This window comes from Pseudomonas sp. CF161 (genome assembly GCF_000416215.1).
GTDB lineage: Bacteria > Pseudomonadota > Gammaproteobacteria > Pseudomonadales > Pseudomonadaceae > Aquipseudomonas.
Genome location: NZ_ATLP01000045.1, coordinates 1 through 17085, shown reverse-complemented (window position 1 = coordinate 17085; position 17085 = coordinate 1). Strand labels below are relative to the sequence as shown.

At 65.3% G+C, this 17085-nt stretch carries 18 protein-coding genes and 2 pseudogenes; 3 read left to right on the top strand and 17 right to left on the bottom strand.

The features are described 5' to 3' along the window. The 12 genes and pseudogenes from CF161_RS08660 to CF161_RS08605 form a co-directional block, all read right to left on the bottom strand. Window positions 1-183: pseudogene (locus tag CF161_RS08660) on the bottom strand (aldehyde dehydrogenase (NADP(+))); the annotation flags it as partial. 30 nt (window positions 184-213) lie between these two features. Then, window positions 214-1617 (bottom strand): fosfomycin efflux MFS transporter AbaF, encoded by a 1404-nt coding sequence (gene abaF / locus CF161_RS08655; protein WP_043228936.1) that lies wholly within the window; start codon window positions 1615-1617, stop codon window positions 214-216. A 73-nt stretch (window positions 1618-1690) separates the two neighbouring features. Then, entirely contained in the window at window positions 1691-2608 is a 918-nt protein-coding gene (locus CF161_RS08650; protein WP_020296191.1) for a dihydrodipicolinate synthase family protein, read from the bottom strand. A gap of 123 nt (window positions 2609-2731) precedes the next feature. Continuing rightward, a complete protein-coding gene (locus CF161_RS08645) occupies window positions 2732-3760 on the bottom strand; it encodes a proline racemase family protein (RefSeq protein WP_020296190.1) in 1029 nt (342 codons plus the stop codon). A gap of 9 nt (window positions 3761-3769) precedes the next feature. After that, window positions 3770-4492 carry an amino acid ABC transporter ATP-binding protein gene (locus CF161_RS08640; protein ID WP_020296189.1) on the bottom strand — a complete coding sequence of 241 codons (723 nt, stop codon included), beginning with the start codon at window positions 4490-4492 and terminating at the stop codon, window positions 3770-3772. Next, window positions 4485-5135, bottom strand: coding sequence for an amino acid ABC transporter permease (locus CF161_RS08635; RefSeq protein WP_020296188.1), 651 nt, complete (start codon window positions 5133-5135; stop codon window positions 4485-4487). The genes CF161_RS08640 and CF161_RS08635 overlap by 8 nt, the downstream gene beginning before the upstream one ends. A 10-nt stretch (window positions 5136-5145) precedes the next feature. Beyond that, the gene (locus CF161_RS08630; protein ID WP_020296187.1) at window positions 5146-5811 is read right to left on the bottom strand and encodes an amino acid ABC transporter permease; all 666 of its coding nucleotides are present in this window, start codon (window positions 5809-5811) and stop codon (window positions 5146-5148) included. Then, window positions 5804-7582 carry an aconitase X gene (locus tag CF161_RS08625; RefSeq protein ID WP_020296186.1) on the bottom strand — a complete coding sequence of 593 codons (1779 nt, stop codon included), beginning with the start codon at window positions 7580-7582 and terminating at the stop codon, window positions 5804-5806. Before CF161_RS08625 ends, CF161_RS08630 begins: the two co-directional genes overlap by 8 nt. Before the next feature lie 10 nt (window positions 7583-7592). After that, window positions 7593-8411, bottom strand: a complete 819-nt coding sequence (locus tag CF161_RS08620) for a transporter substrate-binding domain-containing protein (RefSeq protein WP_020296185.1) — start codon at window positions 8409-8411, stop codon at window positions 7593-7595. A 479-nt stretch (window positions 8412-8890) separates the two neighbouring features. Continuing rightward, complete coding sequence (locus CF161_RS08615) at window positions 8891-9562, bottom strand: GntR family transcriptional regulator (RefSeq protein WP_043228938.1); 672 nt, start codon at window positions 9560-9562, stop codon at window positions 8891-8893. Between the two features lie 134 nt (window positions 9563-9696). Beyond that, window positions 9697-10479: an ATP-grasp domain-containing protein gene (locus CF161_RS08610; protein WP_020296183.1), complete on the bottom strand. Its 783-nt coding sequence runs from the start codon at window positions 10477-10479 to the stop codon at window positions 9697-9699. Between the two features lie 32 nt (window positions 10480-10511). Further along, entirely contained in the window at window positions 10512-11141 is a 630-nt protein-coding gene (locus CF161_RS08605) for a TetR/AcrR family transcriptional regulator (protein WP_020296182.1), read from the bottom strand. 116 nt (window positions 11142-11257) lie between these two features. On the opposite strand from CF161_RS08605, the gene CF161_RS08600 reads away from it, so the two are divergent. The 3 genes from CF161_RS08600 (at window position 11258) to CF161_RS08590 (ending at window position 13624) form a co-directional block, all read left to right on the top strand. Beyond that, complete coding sequence (locus CF161_RS08600) at window positions 11258-11869, top strand: NAD(P)H-dependent oxidoreductase (protein WP_020296181.1); 612 nt, start codon at window positions 11258-11260, stop codon at window positions 11867-11869. Window positions 11870-11960: 91 nt separating this feature from the next. Then, the gene (locus CF161_RS08595) at window positions 11961-12812 is read left to right on the top strand and encodes a CAP domain-containing protein (RefSeq protein WP_020296180.1); all 852 of its coding nucleotides are present in this window, start codon (window positions 11961-11963) and stop codon (window positions 12810-12812) included. Window positions 12813-13003: 191 nt separating this feature from the next. After that, window positions 13004-13624, top strand: a complete 621-nt coding sequence (locus CF161_RS08590) for a cell wall hydrolase (protein ID WP_020296179.1) — start codon at window positions 13004-13006, stop codon at window positions 13622-13624. A gap of 12 nt (window positions 13625-13636) precedes the next feature. On the opposite strand, the gene CF161_RS08585 is transcribed toward CF161_RS08590, so the two are convergent. From CF161_RS08585 to CF161_RS33095, 5 genes and pseudogenes are all read right to left on the bottom strand, one after another. Further along, window positions 13637-14578 carry a class I SAM-dependent methyltransferase gene (locus CF161_RS08585; protein WP_020296178.1) on the bottom strand — a complete coding sequence of 314 codons (942 nt, stop codon included), beginning with the start codon at window positions 14576-14578 and terminating at the stop codon, window positions 13637-13639. Between the two features lie 58 nt (window positions 14579-14636). Next, window positions 14637-14783 carry a hypothetical protein gene (locus CF161_RS33105; protein WP_020296177.1) on the bottom strand — a complete coding sequence of 49 codons (147 nt, stop codon included), beginning with the start codon at window positions 14781-14783 and terminating at the stop codon, window positions 14637-14639. A gap of 35 nt (window positions 14784-14818) precedes the next feature. Beyond that, on the bottom strand, window positions 14819-16399 hold the full coding sequence (locus tag CF161_RS08580; protein WP_020296176.1) for a hypothetical protein: 1581 nt from the start codon (window positions 16397-16399) through the stop codon (window positions 14819-14821). 39 nt (window positions 16400-16438) lie between these two features. Beyond that, complete coding sequence (locus tag CF161_RS33100) at window positions 16439-16588, bottom strand: hypothetical protein (protein ID WP_020296175.1); 150 nt, start codon at window positions 16586-16588, stop codon at window positions 16439-16441. Window positions 16589-16745: 157 nt separating this feature from the next. Further along, window positions 16746-17085, bottom strand: a pseudogene (locus CF161_RS33095) (alpha/beta hydrolase); the annotation flags it as partial.

Genomic DNA, 17085 nt, shown 5'->3' with positions numbered 1-17085 from the left:
GCTGCGAAACGCCGGGTAGGCCGCCGCCGCGGCGCGGGCAGCGGCATCGACTTCGGCCTCGGTGGCCTGGGTAAAGCGGTAGGGCAGGGCTTCGCCACTGCTGGCGTCATGGCTGTGCAGGGTGTGGTTGCCGGCGGCGCTGCGGGCGCCGCCGATGTAGTTGTGGCCGATGATCTGGGTCATGCAAGGCTCCTTGAGTGGTGGGTTCATGGCTCAGGCCAGCGAATTACCCCGGCCCGGGGCGGTTTGCGCAGCGTCGTGGGCGGCAACCCGCACCGCCGCTTCGGCATCCACCTGGTGCAGCGACTTGCCCCGGGTCTCGCGGGTCAGGCCGACGGCGACGATGGAGATCAGCGCGGCGCCCACCAGGTACCAGGCGATGGGCGTGGAGCTGTGGTACTTGTTCAGCAGGGTGATGGCGATCAGCGGCGCCAGGGAACCGGCGAAGATCGGCGCCACCTGGTAGCACAGCGACAACGCGGTGTAGCGCACGTGGGTCGGGAACAGCTCGGCCATCAGCGCCGAGTAGGGCGCATAAGTCATGGACTCGATGGCCAGGCCCAGGGTGATGGCGGCCATGATCAGCCAGTTGTTGCCGGTGTCCATCATCGGGAAGCCGACAAACCCCCAGAACGCGGTGAGCACGGCACCGGTCAGGTACACCGGTTTGCGCCCCACCAGATCCGACAGGTAGCCCATCAGCGGGATCATGAAAAAGTGCAGCAGGTGTGCACCGAACATCAGCAGCAGGATCTCGGTGGTGTCCTTGTGCACCACCAGCTTGAGGTAGGTGATGGAGAAGGTGACCACGGTGTAATACAGGATGTTTTCCGCAAAACGCGCGCCAATCCCTACCAGCACCGACCGCCAGTGGTGGCGCAGGACTTCGACCACCCCCAGTTGCTGGACTTTGTTTTTGGCCTGGCGGGCCTGGGTTTCCTTGAAAATCGGCGCGTCATCGACACGGGTGCGGATCCAGTAGCCGATCAGCACCACCACCGCCGAGAACCAGAACGCCACGCGCCAGCCCCAGGACAGGAACTGTTCTTCGGAGAGGTTCGACGACAGCAGCAACAGCGCCACGGTGGCCACCAGGTTGCCGGCCGGAACCCCGGCCTGGGGCCAACTGGCCCAGAAGCCGCGGCGGTTGTCCGGGCAGTGTTCGGAGACCAGCAGAATCGCGCCGCCCCATTCACCGCCAAAGGCGAAGCCCTGGATCAGCCGCAGCAGCACCAGCAACACCGGCGCGGCGTAGCCGATGCTGTCGAAACCGGGCAGGCAGCCCATGAGGAAGGTGGTGATGCCGACCACCACCAGACTCAGTTGCAGCAGGCGCTTGCGGCCGAATTTGTCACCGTAGTGACCGAATACCAGGCCGCCCAGGGGGCGGGCGAGAAAGCCCACGGCGTACAGGGCGAAGGCGGCGATGATGCCGTCGATGGGGCTGTCGGTCTGGCGGAAGAACAGCTGGCCGAAGACCAGGGCCGAGGCGGTGCCATACAGGAAGAATTCATACCATTCGGCGACTGTGCCGGCCATGGCGGCGGCCACGACTCGTTTCAGGCCCGATGGTGTGGTGGGGTTCGAGGAAGCAGGGGAGGCTGGAAGAGTGGACATGCTGACGTTTCCTGTGGGGGGCGCAGTTAACGGGCAAGCCGGGCCGGGCCGTATAGGCCGGCCCGGCACCCACTCAGAGACCGACGTCCGGCAGATGCGGACGGTTGGCCAGGGCCTTGGCCATGATGCGCTCGACGAACTCGCGGTCGGCTTGCGGCAAGGCCAGGCGTGGCGGACGGGTCAGGGCGCTGCCGCGACCGGCGATGGCTTCACACAGCTTGATGCACTGCACCAGGTCCGGGCGGGCATCGAGGTGCAGGATCGGCATCAGCCATTCGTAGATCGGCATGGCTTCTTCGTAACGGCCGGCCTTGGCCAGGCGGAAGATGGTTTCGCCTTCCTTGGGGAACACGTTGGACATGCCCGAGACCCAGCCCTCGGCACCCACTGCCAGGCTTTCCAGGACCACGTCGTCGAGGCCGGCGAACAGCACGAAGCGGTCGCCGACTTCATTGCGCACGTCGATAAAACGCCGGGTGTCGCCGGAAGAATCCTTGAAGCACACCACGTTGTCGCAGTCGGCCAGGGAAATCAGGATGTCCGGGGTCACGTCGTTTTTGTAGATCGGCGGGTTGTTGTAGACCATCAGCGGCACGTCGGCATTCTTGGCCACGTAGCGGTAGTGCTCGGCGGTCTCGAACGGCTTGGAGCCGTAGACCAGGGCCGGCATCAACATCACCCCGTCCACCCCGACCTTGCGCACGGCGTTGGCCACCTTGGCCGCCTGCACGCTGGTGAATTCGGCCACGCCGCAGATCACCGGGACCCGGCCGCGGGAGGCATCCACCGCGACTTCGGTCACGGCGATTTTTTCTTCGGCGGTCAGCGAGGTGTTTTCGCCCACCGAACCACACACCACCAGACCCGAGACGCCGTCGCGGATCACGTTGGAAATCACCTGGTGGGTTTTCTCCAGGTTGATGGAGAAGTCGTCATTGAATTGAGTGGTCACCGCGGGGAAAACGCCACTCCAGTTGATGCGCTTGCTCATAGTAGTCTCCGGTTGTTAATTGTATTTCGTATACGATATTTGAAAGGCCAAAGGTCGGCCAGCAGTATTTTTCACAACGCCCGTGGCTTCGGGCTTTCTCGCGTTAAATCAAAGGGTTGGAATTCAGGCGCCGGGCCAGGTGTCCGACAATCGGTAGCCTTCAGGCCACGGATCGGCCGGGTCGAGCAGCAATTGATGGGTGCCGGTGATCCACGCACGCCCGGAAATGCACGGGTATATGGCTGGGTGCCCGGCCACTTCGGTCAGGGAGTCGATGCGGCAATGGAACTCGGAACCGAGGATCGAGCGCCCGATAAAACGTTCGCCCACCTGCATCAACCCCTTGGCCTGGAGCACCGCCATGCGCGCCGAACACCCGGTGCCGGTGGGGGAGCGGTCGATCTTGCCGGGTTGGATCACCACCGCGTTGGCGCCGGTGGCCACGCCGTGTTCATGGACGATGGGCGCGGCAATCTGGCAGAACGAAATATGCGACCACTCAGGGTTCAACGGGTGCACAAAGCCCAATTGCTCGTTGGCCGCGCGGGTGATTTTCAGGCCGATCTCCACCAGCTCCCGGGCCTCGTCCGGGCGGATGGCAAAGCCCAGGCGTCGGGCGTCGGCGATCACAAAGCTGTCGCCGCCATAGGCCGTGTCGACCTGCAGCGAGCCCAGGCCCTCGACCTCGATCCAGGCGTCCAGACGGTTGGCGAACGACGGCACGTTTTTCACCTCCACCCGCTGCACCTTGCCATCGCGGCACTCGGCCACGACTTCGATCAGGCCGCCGGGGGCTTCGAGCACCAGGTGCGTCTGCGGTTCGGTCATCGGCAGGATGCCGCTGTCGAGCAGCACCGTGGCCACGCACAGCGAGTTGGACCCGGACATCGGCGGGGTGTCGGCCGGCTCCATGATGATCCAGCCCATCTGCGCCCGTGGGTCCTTGGCCGGCACCAGCAGGTTGACGTGGCGGAACACCCCGCCGCGCGGCTCGTTGAGCACGAAGTTGCGCAGGGTCTGGTCCTGGGCGATCCAGCGCGATTGCTCCCACACCGTGGCGCCCGGGGGCGGTGCGACGCCGCCGACGATCACATCGCCGACTTCGCCTTCGGCGTGGCAGCTGACCACATGAATGACTTTCGATGAACGCATTGCCTGCTCCTACTTGACCGATTTGAGGAAGGCCGCCGTTTCCGGCTGCTGGGGGTTGCCGATGACCTGGTCGGGGGCACCGATTTCATGCACCAGGCCATTGCGGAAGAACGCCACGCGGTCGGACACATCGCGGGCGAAGCGGATTTCGTGGGTCACCAGGACCATGGTCATGCCGTCTTCGGCGAGCATGCGCATGGTGTCCAGCACCTCGCCCACCAGTTGCGGGTCGAGGGCCGAGGTGGCTTCGTCGAACAGCATGTAGTCCGGCGACATGGCCAGGGCCCGGGCGATCGCCATGCGTTGCTGCTGGCCGCCGGACAGCTTGCCGGGGAAGGTCTTGAGCTTGTCCCCCAGGCCGACATGGGTCAGTTGCTGGACCGCCAGCGCCTCGGCTTCCTGGCGACTTTTACCGAGCACCTTGCGCGGCGCGAGCATGACGTTCTCCAGCACCGTCAGGTGGGGGAAGGCGTTCCATTGCTGGAATACGATGCCGATGCGCTGGCGCAGGCGATTGAGGTCGGTGGCGCGGTTGTGCACCTCGACCCCGTCGACGCGGATGCTGCCTTTCTGGATCGGCTCCAGGCCGTTGATGCACATCAACAGGGTCGACTTGCCGGAGCCGGAGCCGCCGATGATCGACACCACTTCGCCTTTTTGCACGGTCAGGCTCACGCCCTTGACCACTTCGAGGTCGCCGAAGGATTTGTATACGTTGTCGATCTCAATCATTTTCTTGCCACCTTCTTTCCAGACGAGCGCCCAGGCGAGCGACCACCAGGCTCATGACGTAGTAGATAAGGCCCGCGATGCACAGCACCAGCAGCGGTTCCTGAATGCGGGTGACGATGGTTTGCGAGGCGCGCAGCAGCTCGACGATGCCGATCCACATCACCAGCGCGGTGTCTTTCATCACGCTCAGGACCAGGTTCAGCCAGCCGGGGAAGGCCACGCGCGAGGCCATCGGCAGCACGATCCAGCGCAGGTCCTGCAGGTAGCTCAGGCCCAGGGAGCGGCTGGCGCGGCGCACCGTCAACGGCACCGCGAGCACGCCGCTGCGCACGATCTCGGTGAAGTACGCGGCAGCGTAGATCCCGAGCACGATGCAGCCGACGCTGAAGGCGCTGATGTTGAGGCCGACGATGCTTTTGAACGAGTTGAACAGGACGAACTGGATCAACAGCGGCACGCTGCGAAACACGTCCAGGACCCAGGCCAGGGGCAGGCTGGCGCGCGGCAGCAGGGCCCGCAGCAAACCGAAAAACAGCCCGGCGACCGAGCCGAGAATGATGGCCCAGAAGGTCAGTTGCACCGTGACCCAGGCCCCGCTGAGCAGGAACAGCACATCGTTGCTGGTAAGACTGGTGGAAAACATGGATGCGCCCTCAGTAACGGAACAGGCGCCAGGCCAACAGCCGGGCTACCGCGACGATCAGCTTGGAAATCAGGTAATAGAGCACCGCCGCGATGGCGAAGTACTCGAAGGTGCGGAACGTCTTGACGTTGTAGTCCTGGGTCACGCCGGTGAGGTCGTTGTTGAGCCCGACGATCACCCCCAGCGAGGTCATCAGTACCGCCCACACCATCTGGTTGGTCAGGGGGTAGAACACCACCCTCAGCAACTGCGGGACGATGATCATGCGGTAGGTCTGGAACGCGCTCATGCCCAGGGAGCGTGCGGCGCGGACCTGGGTCGTGGGCACGGCCTTGAGCCCGCCGCGAAAGTTCTCCGCCAGGTAGCCGGCATTGTTGAAGGTGATCCCGGCCAGCAGGGCAAACCAGGAACTGACGTGCAGCCCGAGGGAGCCGAGGCCGAAGTACAGGATGTAGATCTGGAACAGCGACGGCGTGTTGCGGGCGATCGAGACCCAGGCGTTGCCGATGCCGCGCAGCACTGGCTGCCGGGCTTCACGCATCACGGTCAGGGCCAGGGCGATCAGCACGCCGAAGATCATCGACAGCGCAGCGGTCTCGAAGGTCACCAGGGCACCGGCCAGCATGTCGGGCAGGGCCCGCAGCGCCGAGCGCCATTGGAAGGTGTAGTCAAACATGCGCGGGGCTCTCCAGGGGGGCGACGGGTTCGAGCCAGGCCGGCAGGCGGCCGCTGGCGTGACCGGTGCAGGCGCTGTCGACACACTCGGCCAGGCTCGCGAAATGCACCGGGCGGCCCACCAGCCCGGGGGCGTAGTGGGCGTATTTGCCGGAGTTGGTCATCAGGGTGCGGGCGCCGGGCGGGATCACCGGTTCGCCGAGCATGCACCAGCAGGTGTCGGTGATCAGGGTCGCGCCAAATGCCTCCAGCGGCGCGATATCCCCGGCGGCGCGGGCCTGTTCCAGCACGGCCCGGCCGCAGGTGATCGCCAGCACCACCGACGGGTGTTTGTGCCGGCCCTGGCACAGCCGGGCCAGGGCGGCGAATTCGCTGGCGGAAAAGTGCGGGTTGCCCAGGGACACCACGTCCACCTGGGGATTGCTGGCGCTGTTGAGCTCGGCCCAACTGGCGCGCAGGTCGGCGAGTTGGATGCGCTCCACCGGCAGCGCCACGCCCGGTTCCAGCACCTGGGCCGGGTCCAGCGCCTCGGGGGTGACCCCGGCGATATGGAACAGTGGCGCCGCCGACGTGGTGGCAAAGGCGGCGCCGAAGGCCTTGAGGTCGTCGAGGCTGGGCTGCGCCCGTTCCAGCCCCAGCACCAGGGGGATGCGGCTGCCGGCCAGGTTGCCGATGTGGTAGCCCAGCAGCGGGTAGAAGGCGTCGTCGAGGGCGGCCAATGGCGGCAGCTCGATCTGCAGGCGGGCCTTGCGCTGGGCGTCCAGGTGGCAGCCGACCAGGGGCGCGCGGCCGCTGAGGGCGATGCAGATGTCCAGGTAATCCGGGTATTTCAGGGTGCGTGCGCCGAGCACGCTGTTGGCGTACACCACAGCGTTGGATTCGGCCCAGACAATCTGTTCGCCGGCCTTGGGCGCGCTGTCCAGCAGGTAGGGCGCGCAGGTGAAACTCAGTTGCGCGCCCATGGCCATATAGGCGTCGCCCAGGGCACTGGCGGGTTCGCCGAGGGCGGCGTCGATGCCCAGTTCGCGCCAGCGGCGCTGGTCCACGGAGATCGAATTGAGGGTGGTCGGGACCCGCACCTGGGCGCCCCATTGCACCAGTTGTTCGGCGAACCGCAGGCTGGCCGGCCCGGTATAGATGCAACCGTCGATATGGGCCTGGGTCACATCCACCAGGCTGCGCGCGCCTTGCAGCTCGGCCATGCGCAGCACGATCTGCATCGCCACCTGGGCGGCCTTGCCGTGGGTGCCGGCGAGCAGCGCCTGGTCATGCTCGGTGAGTGCGATGGAGGGTGGCCGTGTGTCGGGTTGCGGGCTGTCGCGGTATGGGGCTAAGGCCGGCGGTGCTTGCGGGAACAGGCTCAGCGCGTCGCCTTCAACCCGGGCGAACGCGCTGCCGCGCAAGGTGGCGAAGGCCTCCCGGCCGATGCACAGCACCGGCAGGGAACGCTGGAAAATGGTCTGCGCCACCAGCACGCCCAGGGTCAGGATCTCATCGGCCTCGGCCAGCACCAGGGCGGCCGGTGCATGGCCATTGCTGATCAGCTCCATCAGCACGCTGCTGCCGGTGCACGAGCCGCGGCCGCTGGGGATGGCCAGCACCCGGCCGGCCAGGCACTCGCCGCTCAAGGGGTGATGCCGGTCGATGACTTCGCCGCTGACCGGGTCGACCCCGCCCCAGAAGCTCAGCCCGACTTCGGCGAACAGCAGGGGGCCTTGGGCGGCCCCTGCTACCAGACTGCGACCGCTCAGGACGGTGGGCGTGCTGGGCATGCCGGTCACCTTAGTAGTAGACCTTTGGCACGGTCAGGTCGGTAGGCGGAATATCGCTGCCGACCCATTTCACGAACAGCTCCTTGTAGCGCCCGGTGCGCACCTGCTGGTTGACGAACAGGTTGAGGTAGTTGATCAGCCCGTACTCGCTGCGCTTGGCACCCAGGGACACGTAATCCACCACATAGGGTGCGTTACCGGCGATTTTCAGGTTCTTGTACTTGCCGGATTTGAGGGTGGCGGCGGCCACGGTGTTGGTGACCACGGTGGCGTCGATATGGCCCTGGGCGACGGCAAGGATGGTGTCGTTCTGCGACTGATAGGCGCGGAAACTGCCGCTGCCCCATTGCTTGACGTCTTTCTCCAGGGCAATGGCTTCATAGGTGCCGCTGGTGTTGCCCAGGGCCTTGCCCTTGATGTCCTCGAAGCTGTTGATACCGGTGTTGTCCCGGGTCAGCACCACCATCTGGAAGGCGAAGTAGGGCACGGTCAGGCCGACGGTCTTGGCCCGCTCCAGGGTGTCGGAAGTAGAGGCGACAATCACATCGGCGCGGCCCGAGACCAGGGCCGGGATCCGGTCGGGGAAGGGCGTTTCCACCACCTCGGCATCCACCCCGAGGACTTTTGCCAGGTCATTGCAGTAATCGACGTCAAAGCCGGCGGGCTTGTTGCTTTCATCGCGAAAACCCATGGGCGGGAAGTCCAGGGTCACCGCACAGCGCAGCTTGCCGGAGCCGATGATGTCATCGAGCTTGTCGGCCTGGGCGGTGGCGATAAAGGAACTGCTGAGAACGGCGGTGAGGGCTACGGCAAAAGCGGGGTTTTTCATAGGTGCCTCGTTAGCGCAAAGGTGGGGGGATAATCGTATTGTGAATTTCGTATACGATATTTTTTATTAGCAATGGGCGTGCCTGTTTTTCCCCGTGACCTGGAATTAATTCGCCGATCCTTGCCGGAGCGCCGTTGCACCCCGCCAGACCCCGCTTGAGTGGCGTCAGGCGCCTCAAGTGGTTGCAGGCGCGGTGTTACATAAGGGAGCAACCACTGCCCGCGACGCCCATTAAAGGAACACCGCCCGTAGCCTGCCGCTGCCGAGCCCGCGAGGCTGCGCTGGCCGGGGTGGGCGCCGTGGAGTGTCAGGGGGTTATGCGGCGGTATTGCGGGCCAGCGCCGCCTGGCGGCAGCGGCTACAGGGTGTCAGGGGGGCGGGGCATTGGGCTGTAGCCGCTGCCGAGCCTGCGAGGCTGCGCTGGCCGGCATGGGCGCCGGGGCCCTCAGGTCTTTACCCGGGGCCGCAACGGCTGGCCGTCAATGCGCACAAGGCAGGTGTTCGAACAGGGTTTTGCAGACGCCGGCGATGTGTTCGTCCAGCAGGGCCACGGCCTGTTCGACGTTGCCGTCGCGGCAGGCCTGGAGGATTTCCCGGTGCTCGTGGTCGGCGCGATCCTTGCCGGCCGAGAGGCTCATCTGCATGCGCAGGTAGCGTTCCAGCTTGTCGTTGACCGAGCGGATCAGGCTCACCAGAAACGGCCGTTGCGCCGGTTCATACAGGCAGGCGTGCAACTCCCAGTTGAGTTCGGCCCAGCGCCCGACGTCGTTTTCGCCGATGAATTCCTGGCAGATCCGCTCGGCCCGGGCGAAGGTCTCTTCGGTCATGTTGGGGATGGCCAGGCGCAGCGCCTTGTCTTCAAGCAGCATGCGCACCTCGAACATCTGCGCCAGTTCCGCTTCCGAGATCCGCGTGACCATGGCCCCGCGGTTGCGCTGGAACATCACCAGGCCTTCGGCTTCCAGGCGCTTGAGGGCCTCGCGTACCGGGATCTTGCTGACGTTGAACTGACGGGCGATATCGTCCTGGCGAATCGGCTCGTCCTCGTCGAAATGCCCGGCGACGATGGCGTCGCGCAGATGCCGGGTGATGATCTCTGAAGTCGAGGGCGTGTTGCCCAGGTCCGGGGCGTTGAGTCGGGGTAGGTTCACAATGGCGGTCGTTCGAAAGGAGGTGGGGATATGGTATACGAATTTGCCCCGGGCGTTGTTCGCACGGGTCGCCAATGGTAGCGACCAGGTCGGTTTCGGCCTTGTCCTACTCCTTGGCGTCGCTGACCCGAGCCTCAGCCGAGCGTCTTGAGCACCTGGGCAAAACCCTCGGCGGTCCATTCCTTGCGATCCGACACCTGGCCATCGCCCAACTCGACGAGGCGCAGTACACCGTCAGCGCGCTGCACCACATCCACCGAGAAAAAGGGGCTGTCGATCAAACGCGCGCAACGTTGCACCAGCGCCGGCACCTCGCCATCGGCGCCGTAGGCCCGGCCTCTGGCGACAAAGTAGCGCCGCTCGGTGTGCTCAAGGTAATCCTCGCGCTTTCTGACGCACACGCCGCCTTCTATCTGCCCGCGGTACTGGCGCATCTGCTCCACCAGTGGGGCGATCTGCGCCACGTTCGCCACCAGTGACCCGCCAGCGGTGTTGAGGGATTTCACATAGTCCTTGATGAAATACCCCGGCCAGTCCAGCCCATGCAGGGCCTGGGTGAAGTCGGCGTCAGCGGGCAGCACCCGGGTCTCGCTGGTGTGCTCGGTCAGCAACGGGTACCACTCCGGCAGGTGGTGACAACGCCGGTATTGAGCGGGGTCGGTCAACGCCGTGGCACCCAGGACGCGCAGGGCTTCGACCAGGCTGATGTACACCGGCGGCGTCAGCATCCAGCCGCGATACAGCACCGTGCTGCCCTCGGGAATGGCCGGGTGTGCCTTGAGCCGGCCGGCCTCGAAGTCTTCGAAACAGAACAGCGAAGCCTCCAGGCCCAGGGCCCGGGCGGCGGCATATTCGTCCTGATAGGTCTCGTCGACCTGCTTCGGATCAAACGGGTCGCTTGGATACAGTAAATGCATGGCGTGCTCCGCCGCTGGAAAAAGGGCGCGGGTCACTGGCTGCCAGCGGCGCTTCGCTGGACCAGGGCGCGGATGATTTCAAACAATTCGTCTTCGGCTTGCAGGGCGCTGAGCTCGCCGTTCGCAGCCGCGTGGGACAGGGCCTCGGCGGCGCCGAGCATGGCCCGCAACGAGGCGTTGCCTATGCCATTGCCAGCAGCGAACGGGGCCAGGGCGTGGCGGCATTTTTCGATGAAGATCGCCTCGTACTCACCCTTGATCTGCGCCAGCTCCGGCGAACTGGCCAGGGCCGCGATCACTCCGGGAATCTCCCGCCCCTGCAGCGACACACAGGCCACATAAGACGCGGCGATCACCCGGGCGCGGCTGTCGAGGGTGGCGTCGCTGCGCGCCAGGGCGGCGTCCATCACGGCGGTCTGGCGTTGATCGAAGTCCTGGTACAGCGCCGCCAACAGCCCCGGCCGGGTGCTGAAGTGGTCATACACCACCGGCTTGGTCACCCCGGCCTGTTCGGCCAGCCGGCCCAGGGTCAGGGCCTCGGTGCCTTCCTCGCGAACCAGTTGCCAGGCGACGTCGAGCAACTGGCGCAGGCGATCTTCGCGCGTCAGGCGGCGACGGGGTGGGGTGGTTTCGGGCGGTGACGGGTTGAGGTCGCTTGACATGTCTTATATACCAAAAGTAACTTATGGTGATTAACTTACTAATCGTAGCTTGTGCAGTGTATAGGGCCGACCCCGTGCCCTCAATCTGCCTTTCAACCCTGCGCGGAGCCTGAACCATGCATGCCCTGATCGTTGTCGCCCATCACGACCCCCTGTCCCTGACCCACAGCCTGGCGGCGCAGGTTGCCGCCGGCCTGGCCGAGGCCGGGCATACCTGGGAAATCGCCGACCTGTCGGCCCAGGGTTTCGACCCCAGGTTCAACCCCGGTGACCACGCGGTGCACCGTCAGCAGGTCGCGCCGCCGGCCGATGTCGCCGCCGAGCAGGCCCGAATCGACGGCGCCGACGCCCTGGTGCTGGTTTACCCGGTGTACTGGTGGTCGATGCCGGGGCTGCTCAAGGGTTGGATCGACCGTGTGTTCGCCAACGGCTGGGCCTTTGATTACAGCCCCGAGGCCAAACTCCTGAAAAAACTGCGCCACCTGAATGTGCACCTGTTGGCCCTGGGCGGCGCCGACGCCGGCACCTTCGAGCGCCACGGTTATGCCAAGGCGATGCAGACCCAGATCGACCACGGCATCTTCGATTACTGCGGCGCCCGTGTCGCCAGCTCGCACTTGCTGCTCGACTCGGAAAGCCGCGACCCCCGCCCGCACCTGGCGCTTGCCCGCAACCTGGGGCTGGAGCTGTTCGCCCAGGCGCCAGCGTCCGCCGCCCACGCGCACTGACCTTGCGCGTTGGCGCCATGGGCGCAAAAGCCCTTGCACCGCCCGGGGGGAGATCGCGCATCATGGACGCACTCAGCCCACGGAGGTTTTCATGCACGTCATCTCATCCCTCGGGCGCCTGGCCCTGGTGTCCATCGGCCTGTTGCTGGCTGCCCCGGCCATGGCCGCCGACGAGGCGCAGTTGGTGCAGTCGATCAACAGCTACCGCGGCCAGCTCCAGCGCTGCGCCGGCCAGGTGTCCCACGAGCTGCCGCCGCTGACCAGCGACCCGCGCCTGGTGCTGTCCGCCGGCAGTGTCGGTGATTTGCAGCAGGCCCTGGCCCGGGCCGCGTACCCCATGGTCAATGTGCAGGCCATCAGCTTGTCCGGGCCACGGGATGCCGCCGCGGCGATGCAGGCGGTGCAGGAAAGCTTCTGCCAGGTGGTGCTCGACCCGCAGTTTGTCGACATCGGCGTCAGCCGCGAAGGCCGCGAATGGCGCATCGTCCTCGCCCGGCCATTGCTGGCGGCGCGCCTCGGAGACTGGCAGGCAGAAGGGCAGCAGCTGCTGCAATTGCTCAACGCGGCCCGCGCCCAGCCGCGCCAATGTGGGGCCCAGGCTTTTGCCGCCAGCGCGCCGCTGGCCTGGAACGCGCAACTGGGGGCGGCTGCCGAAGGCCATAGCCGGGCCATGGCCAACCAGAACTTTTTTGATCATAAAGACCGCGACGGCCGCACCCCGGGAGACCGGGCCGAGCTGGCGGGGTATGCCGGCGGGCAGATCGGCGAGAACATCGCCGCCGGCCAGGATTCGGCGCGCAAGGTGCTCGACGGCTGGCTGACCAGCCCCGGGCACTGCGCCAACCTGATGAACCCGGCCTTCCGCGAGTTGGGCGCGGCCTACGCCGTGGACCCGAAAAGCGACGCCGGGATCTACTGGACCGCGCTGTTCGGCGCGCCCTGAGCCCCGGCTCTCGGGCTTTTGCGGCACAAGGCGGCCATGGTTTTTTCGGGCACGGTGGAATGATCGTGCGCCGCCAGTGTCGATTCTATGAGCCCGGTCGAGCACCGGGCGCTTGCCCGCCCACCCCCGGCCACCAGCCTGCAGGCTGCGCCGCCTCGGCGGCCCTTGTGTAACAGCCGGAAGGTTCGATCATGCAGCCCTTATTAGTCGCCACCTGCCTGGCCCTCACGCTTTGCGCGAGCCAGGTCTTTGCCGCCGATCAGGCACCCGCCGCCCAGGTCGCGGTCGACAAAGCCGAAGTCCTGGAACAGAAAGCCGCCGCCAAGGGCAGCGAACCGCCACCGGCCAAAGTCGAGGCCATCAGTCAGAGTGAGGCCCAGGCGGTGGACCCGGCTGGCGTGGCGCCGCTGGACGACGCCCTGACCTGCCTCGCCCGCAGCATCTATTGGGAAGCCAAGGGCGGCACCTCGGACGATATGGAAGCGGTGGCCAATGTGGTGGTCAATCGCCTGGGGCACAAGGGGTTTCCAGACACCGTGTGCGAGGTGGTCAAGCAGGGTTCGGAGCAGCATGCCTGCCAGTTTTCCTGGTGGTGCGACGGGCGTTCGGATCAGGTCGAAGAAGACGCGCCGTACGCCGTCGCCAAGGAAATCGCGCGCAAGGCCCTGAACCAGCAACTGCCGGATCACACCCACGGCGCCATGTATTTCCATGACAGCAGCGCCTCGCCGGCCTGGGCCAAGGAATACGTGAAGACGGCCAAGATCGGCAAATTCAGCTTCTACAAACCCCGGGACGGCGATGCCCGCTGAAGCTGGCCGGGTTTAATCCCCGAGGGTAAAAAGCAGCGCCTTGAGGCCGGCTTCGGCCTCGATATCCGGGAACTCCGGCGGGTTGTCCAGGCGCCGCTGAAAATGCAGGCCCGGCGCCTCGCGGGTCACGCCGTCGATCAAAAACTCAGGGCCAAAGGCCGGGTCGTTCATGCACGCAAGCAGGGTGCCCTGGCTGGTCAACAGCTCCGGCAGGCGTCGCAGCACCCGTGGGTAATCCTTGCTCAACAGAAAGCTGCCTTTTTGAAACGACGGCGGGTCGATGATCACCAGGTCATAGGGCCCGCCGTTCTTGACCTTGGCCCAGGACTTGAACAAGTCATGCCCCAGAAAGCTCACCCGGCTCAGGTCGTGGCCATTGAGCCGATGGTTGTCGCGGCCACGGCTCAGGGCCGGGCGCGACATGTCGAGGTTGACCACGTGGCTGGCACCGCCCTCGATGGCGGCCACGGAAAAACCGCAGGTGTAGGCGAACAGGTTGAGCACGCGCTTGCCCCGGGTGTTTTCCCGGACCCAGTTGCGCCCGTAGCGCATGTCCAGGAACAGGCCGTTGTTCTGCTTGCGCCCCAGGTCCACCCGATAGCGCAGGCCTTCTTCCTCCAGGGTCAGCTCATCCAGCGCCTCGCCCAGCAGCCATTGCGCGCTGCTGTCGGGCAGGTAGCGATGCTGCAGCAGCAAATGGCTGGCGCCCGAGGCCTGCCAGGTCGGCGAGGTGCTGATGCCCAGCAGCAGTTGAATCAGCGCGTCCAGTTGCCCGGGCTCGGGCTCCTTGAACAGCGACACCAGCACCAGCCCTTGCATCCAGTCCACCGTCACCTGCTCCAGCCCCGGCCAGCAGCGCCCGCGGCCATGGAACAGGCGGCGGGTCTCGGTCGGCGGGGTGGCCAGGGCGTCGAGCAAATGGGCGTGCAGGGTAGCGAGGGCGTCTGGGGTCATCGGGTGGGGTCGGCAAAGGGCAGGGGGCGGCATTTTAAACACAAATGCCGTCCGGACCTTAGTCGTCGTCATCCTGATCCTGCTGTGCCTGGCAACTGGCGCACAGCTCGCCGTTGACGATGTAGGTATAGGCCGCGCCGGCGGGCAGGGCGTCGCCATACAGGGTGGTGTAGCACTGGGCGCATTGGTAGAGGTAACAAGCCATGGGCAAACTCCGGTTTGGTCGAAACAGCGGATGGGTTACAGCTGGGCGTAGCGGGCGATCTTGTGCATGTAGCGCACGAACTCCAGCTTTTCGGTGGTCGGTTCATCGTCCCGCAGCCATCTGACCGGCAGACCCAGGTACTGGGCCCATTCGATGCCCTGCCTGAACTTGACGGCGGCGTCCTGTTTGGCCGCGACCTCGATGTATTGATTGACCAGCGGGTACTGGTTTTTGCCGGCGCGGTACTTGGCCAGGTCGAACGCAGTCTGGTAGTAGCCCAGGGCGGCGACGTAGTCCTCCTGCCGGTAGTGGTAGGTGGCCCGCAACCAGGGCTCCATCCAGCACAGGTGCTGGCTCAGGCCGTGGCGCTGCAACTGGCTGGCGTAGGCATCGATGTCGGCCCAGCGGGTGTCCGGCGCGCGCTTGAGGTCGAACCCCGCATGCAACATGTGCGCGAAGTGTTCCGGTGCCGAGTAGTGCCGCAGCTGTTCGAGGCGATCGAGGACCAGGCCGACGTTGAATTTTCCGTAATCCCGGGCCAGGGCCTGTAACTCGGCATCGGCCAGCGCCCCGTGGCCGCCTTGTTCCTGGCGCTGGCCGATGACGTGCTGGGCACCCTTGAGTCTCTGGTAGGCCTCGTGCCAATAGTTGACGCAGGCGTTATCCCAGAGTTGGCGCCGGTCATAAGGCGCCGGTGCCTGCTCCAGCATGGTGTTCGCCTGGTCTTTGAAACCCTGGAGGTCTTCGGCCAGCCGCGTGACGTGGCACTGGTATTGATGACAGCTCTGCTGCACATACTCCGTGCCGTACTGCTCGACCAGGGCCTTGATCAAGAAGCTGCTGCTGCGGGCGAAGACCAGGGCCGTGCGGATGCTGTCTTGTACCGCCTTGCTGATGACGTGGCCATGGCGTGCCAGGTTGTCGAACGAGTCGCTGAAGTTCGTGTGCAGTTCCGGCAGCGACGGCACGTTCTTGCCCCGTACCCAGCGGACGGCGCTTTTCAGGCGCCGCTCGGCGTTGTCCTTCTCCTCCTCATCCTCCTGCAACTGGGGCGGGTTATGAAAGCGCATCTGGGACAGCCGACACAGGCGATAGGCCCAGCGCATGACCTTTTCCAGGGGCAGGCAAATCTGGCCCTCGGCATTCCATGACGGCAAATACCACCACTCGTCGTCCGGGGTACACAACCTCAGGTCACCGAGGCGGTACGTCATGCTGTGCTTGGTCAGGGACAAGGCCAGGGCCGGAATCGCCTCGACCGTGATGAAGTAGCGCAGGGTCTGGGCCTGATCGAGAAAGGTGCCCTCGTTTTTGATCAGCTCGTTATAGGTCTCATACAAGTCGCTCAAGACTTCGCCAGTACAGCCCACCACCCGGGTATCGGTGGGCAGGTAGGTGTACAGCTCGCGGCTGAACAGGTCGATGGCGCTGGCCAGGTTCGAGGTCAATGCGCCTTCTTCCCGATTCAAGCGTTGCAGCTGTTTTTGCACAGACTTTTTCCAGGACTCGTCCAGGCCCTGGCTGCGCTCCGCCGCTTTACGGGGCAGGATGCCAAAGGCGGCGAACATCAGGCTGATCAGTTCACCTTGGGTGGCAAAACGGATAGTCGTGGTCATGACAGTCCCTTGTCGTGGGAGGCTGATACGCAGTTCGCGTCAGGCCTGGTTGGGGTTCAGTTGCTTGCCGCGATTGCCATGGGCCTTGGCGTTTTCCGGGTTGCTGCCGCAAGTCCCGCGATTGGGGTTCAGGGTATTGGCGCGGTCATTGTGCTGCTGGCGGGTTTTCGCCGGAGTGGGTTTGGACATGCTGACTTCCTCGGGGTGGGGTGTGAGAAAAGTCTAGTCCTGCCGGAGGGGGCGGTCTGCACGCAAATTGGCGACGGGTTTTTTCGGTCTTGGCGCAGGAGTGGCTGCGACGCCGGCTGGCGAAAGCGAGGTCGCTGCCGGCGCGCAGTCTGAACGATCAGCGCAGGTACAACTGCTCCATCACATAGGCCAACGACGCGCCCAGGGTTTCACCGTGGCTCAGGCCGTCGAAGCTGTGGTAATCCAGGCTCAGGCCCGGGATCTGGCGCAGTTCCCCGGCCAACTGCCGGGCCCGTGCATCCGCCGGCTCGGTCGCCGGGCCGCGGGGGTTGGAAGGCTCGGCGCTGCCGCGCATCAGCAGCAACTGCGTGGGATGGCCATCCAGGCGTTGGGCCAGGCCCGGGAGCTGCCCGAGGATCGCGCCATCGCCCCACCACAGCGACGGGCTGGCGGCCGCGTAATGGGCGAATTCGCCGGGGCGGGTGAACAGCGCGTGC

Bases quoted from the DNA above. Each gene is read 5' to 3' on its own strand.
- CF161_RS08610 (WP_020296183.1), bottom strand. From the start codon at position 10,479: ATGCATTTACTGTATCCAAGCGACCCGTTTGATCCGAAGCAGGTCGAC.
- CF161_RS08580 (WP_020296176.1), bottom strand. From the start codon at position 16,399: ATGACCACGACTATCCGTTTTGCCACCCAAGGTGAACTGATCAGCCTG.
- CF161_RS08630 (WP_020296187.1), bottom strand. From the start codon at position 5,811: ATGTTTGACTACACCTTCCAATGGCGCTCGGCGCTGCGGGCCCTGCCC.
- abaF (WP_043228936.1), bottom strand. From the start codon at position 1,617: ATGTCCACTCTTCCAGCCTCCCCTGCTTCCTCGAACCCCACCACACCA.
- CF161_RS08645 (WP_020296190.1), bottom strand. From the start codon at position 3,760: ATGCGTTCATCGAAAGTCATTCATGTGGTCAGCTGCCACGCCGAAGGC.
- CF161_RS08600 (WP_020296181.1), top strand. From the start codon at position 11,258: ATGCATGCCCTGATCGTTGTCGCCCATCACGACCCCCTGTCCCTGACC.
- CF161_RS33100 (WP_020296175.1), bottom strand. From the start codon at position 16,588: ATGTCCAAACCCACTCCGGCGAAAACCCGCCAGCAGCACAATGACCGC.
- CF161_RS08635 (WP_020296188.1), bottom strand. From the start codon at position 5,135: ATGTTTTCCACCAGTCTTACCAGCAACGATGTGCTGTTCCTGCTCAGC.
- CF161_RS08595 (WP_020296180.1), top strand. From the start codon at position 11,961: ATGCACGTCATCTCATCCCTCGGGCGCCTGGCCCTGGTGTCCATCGGC.
- CF161_RS08620 (WP_020296185.1), bottom strand. From the start codon at position 8,411: ATGAAAAACCCCGCTTTTGCCGTAGCCCTCACCGCCGTTCTCAGCAGT.
- CF161_RS08640 (WP_020296189.1), bottom strand. From the start codon at position 4,492: ATGATTGAGATCGACAACGTATACAAATCCTTCGGCGACCTCGAAGTG.
- CF161_RS08650 (WP_020296191.1), bottom strand. From the start codon at position 2,608: ATGAGCAAGCGCATCAACTGGAGTGGCGTTTTCCCCGCGGTGACCACT.
- CF161_RS08625 (WP_020296186.1), bottom strand. From the start codon at position 7,582: ATGCCCAGCACGCCCACCGTCCTGAGCGGTCGCAGTCTGGTAGCAGGG.
- CF161_RS08585 (WP_020296178.1), bottom strand. From the start codon at position 14,578: ATGACCCCAGACGCCCTCGCTACCCTGCACGCCCATTTGCTCGACGCC.
- CF161_RS33105 (WP_020296177.1), bottom strand. From the start codon at position 14,783: ATGGCTTGTTACCTCTACCAATGCGCCCAGTGCTACACCACCCTGTAT.
- CF161_RS08605 (WP_020296182.1), bottom strand. From the start codon at position 11,141: ATGTCAAGCGACCTCAACCCGTCACCGCCCGAAACCACCCCACCCCGT.
- CF161_RS08590 (WP_020296179.1), top strand. From the start codon at position 13,004: ATGCAGCCCTTATTAGTCGCCACCTGCCTGGCCCTCACGCTTTGCGCG.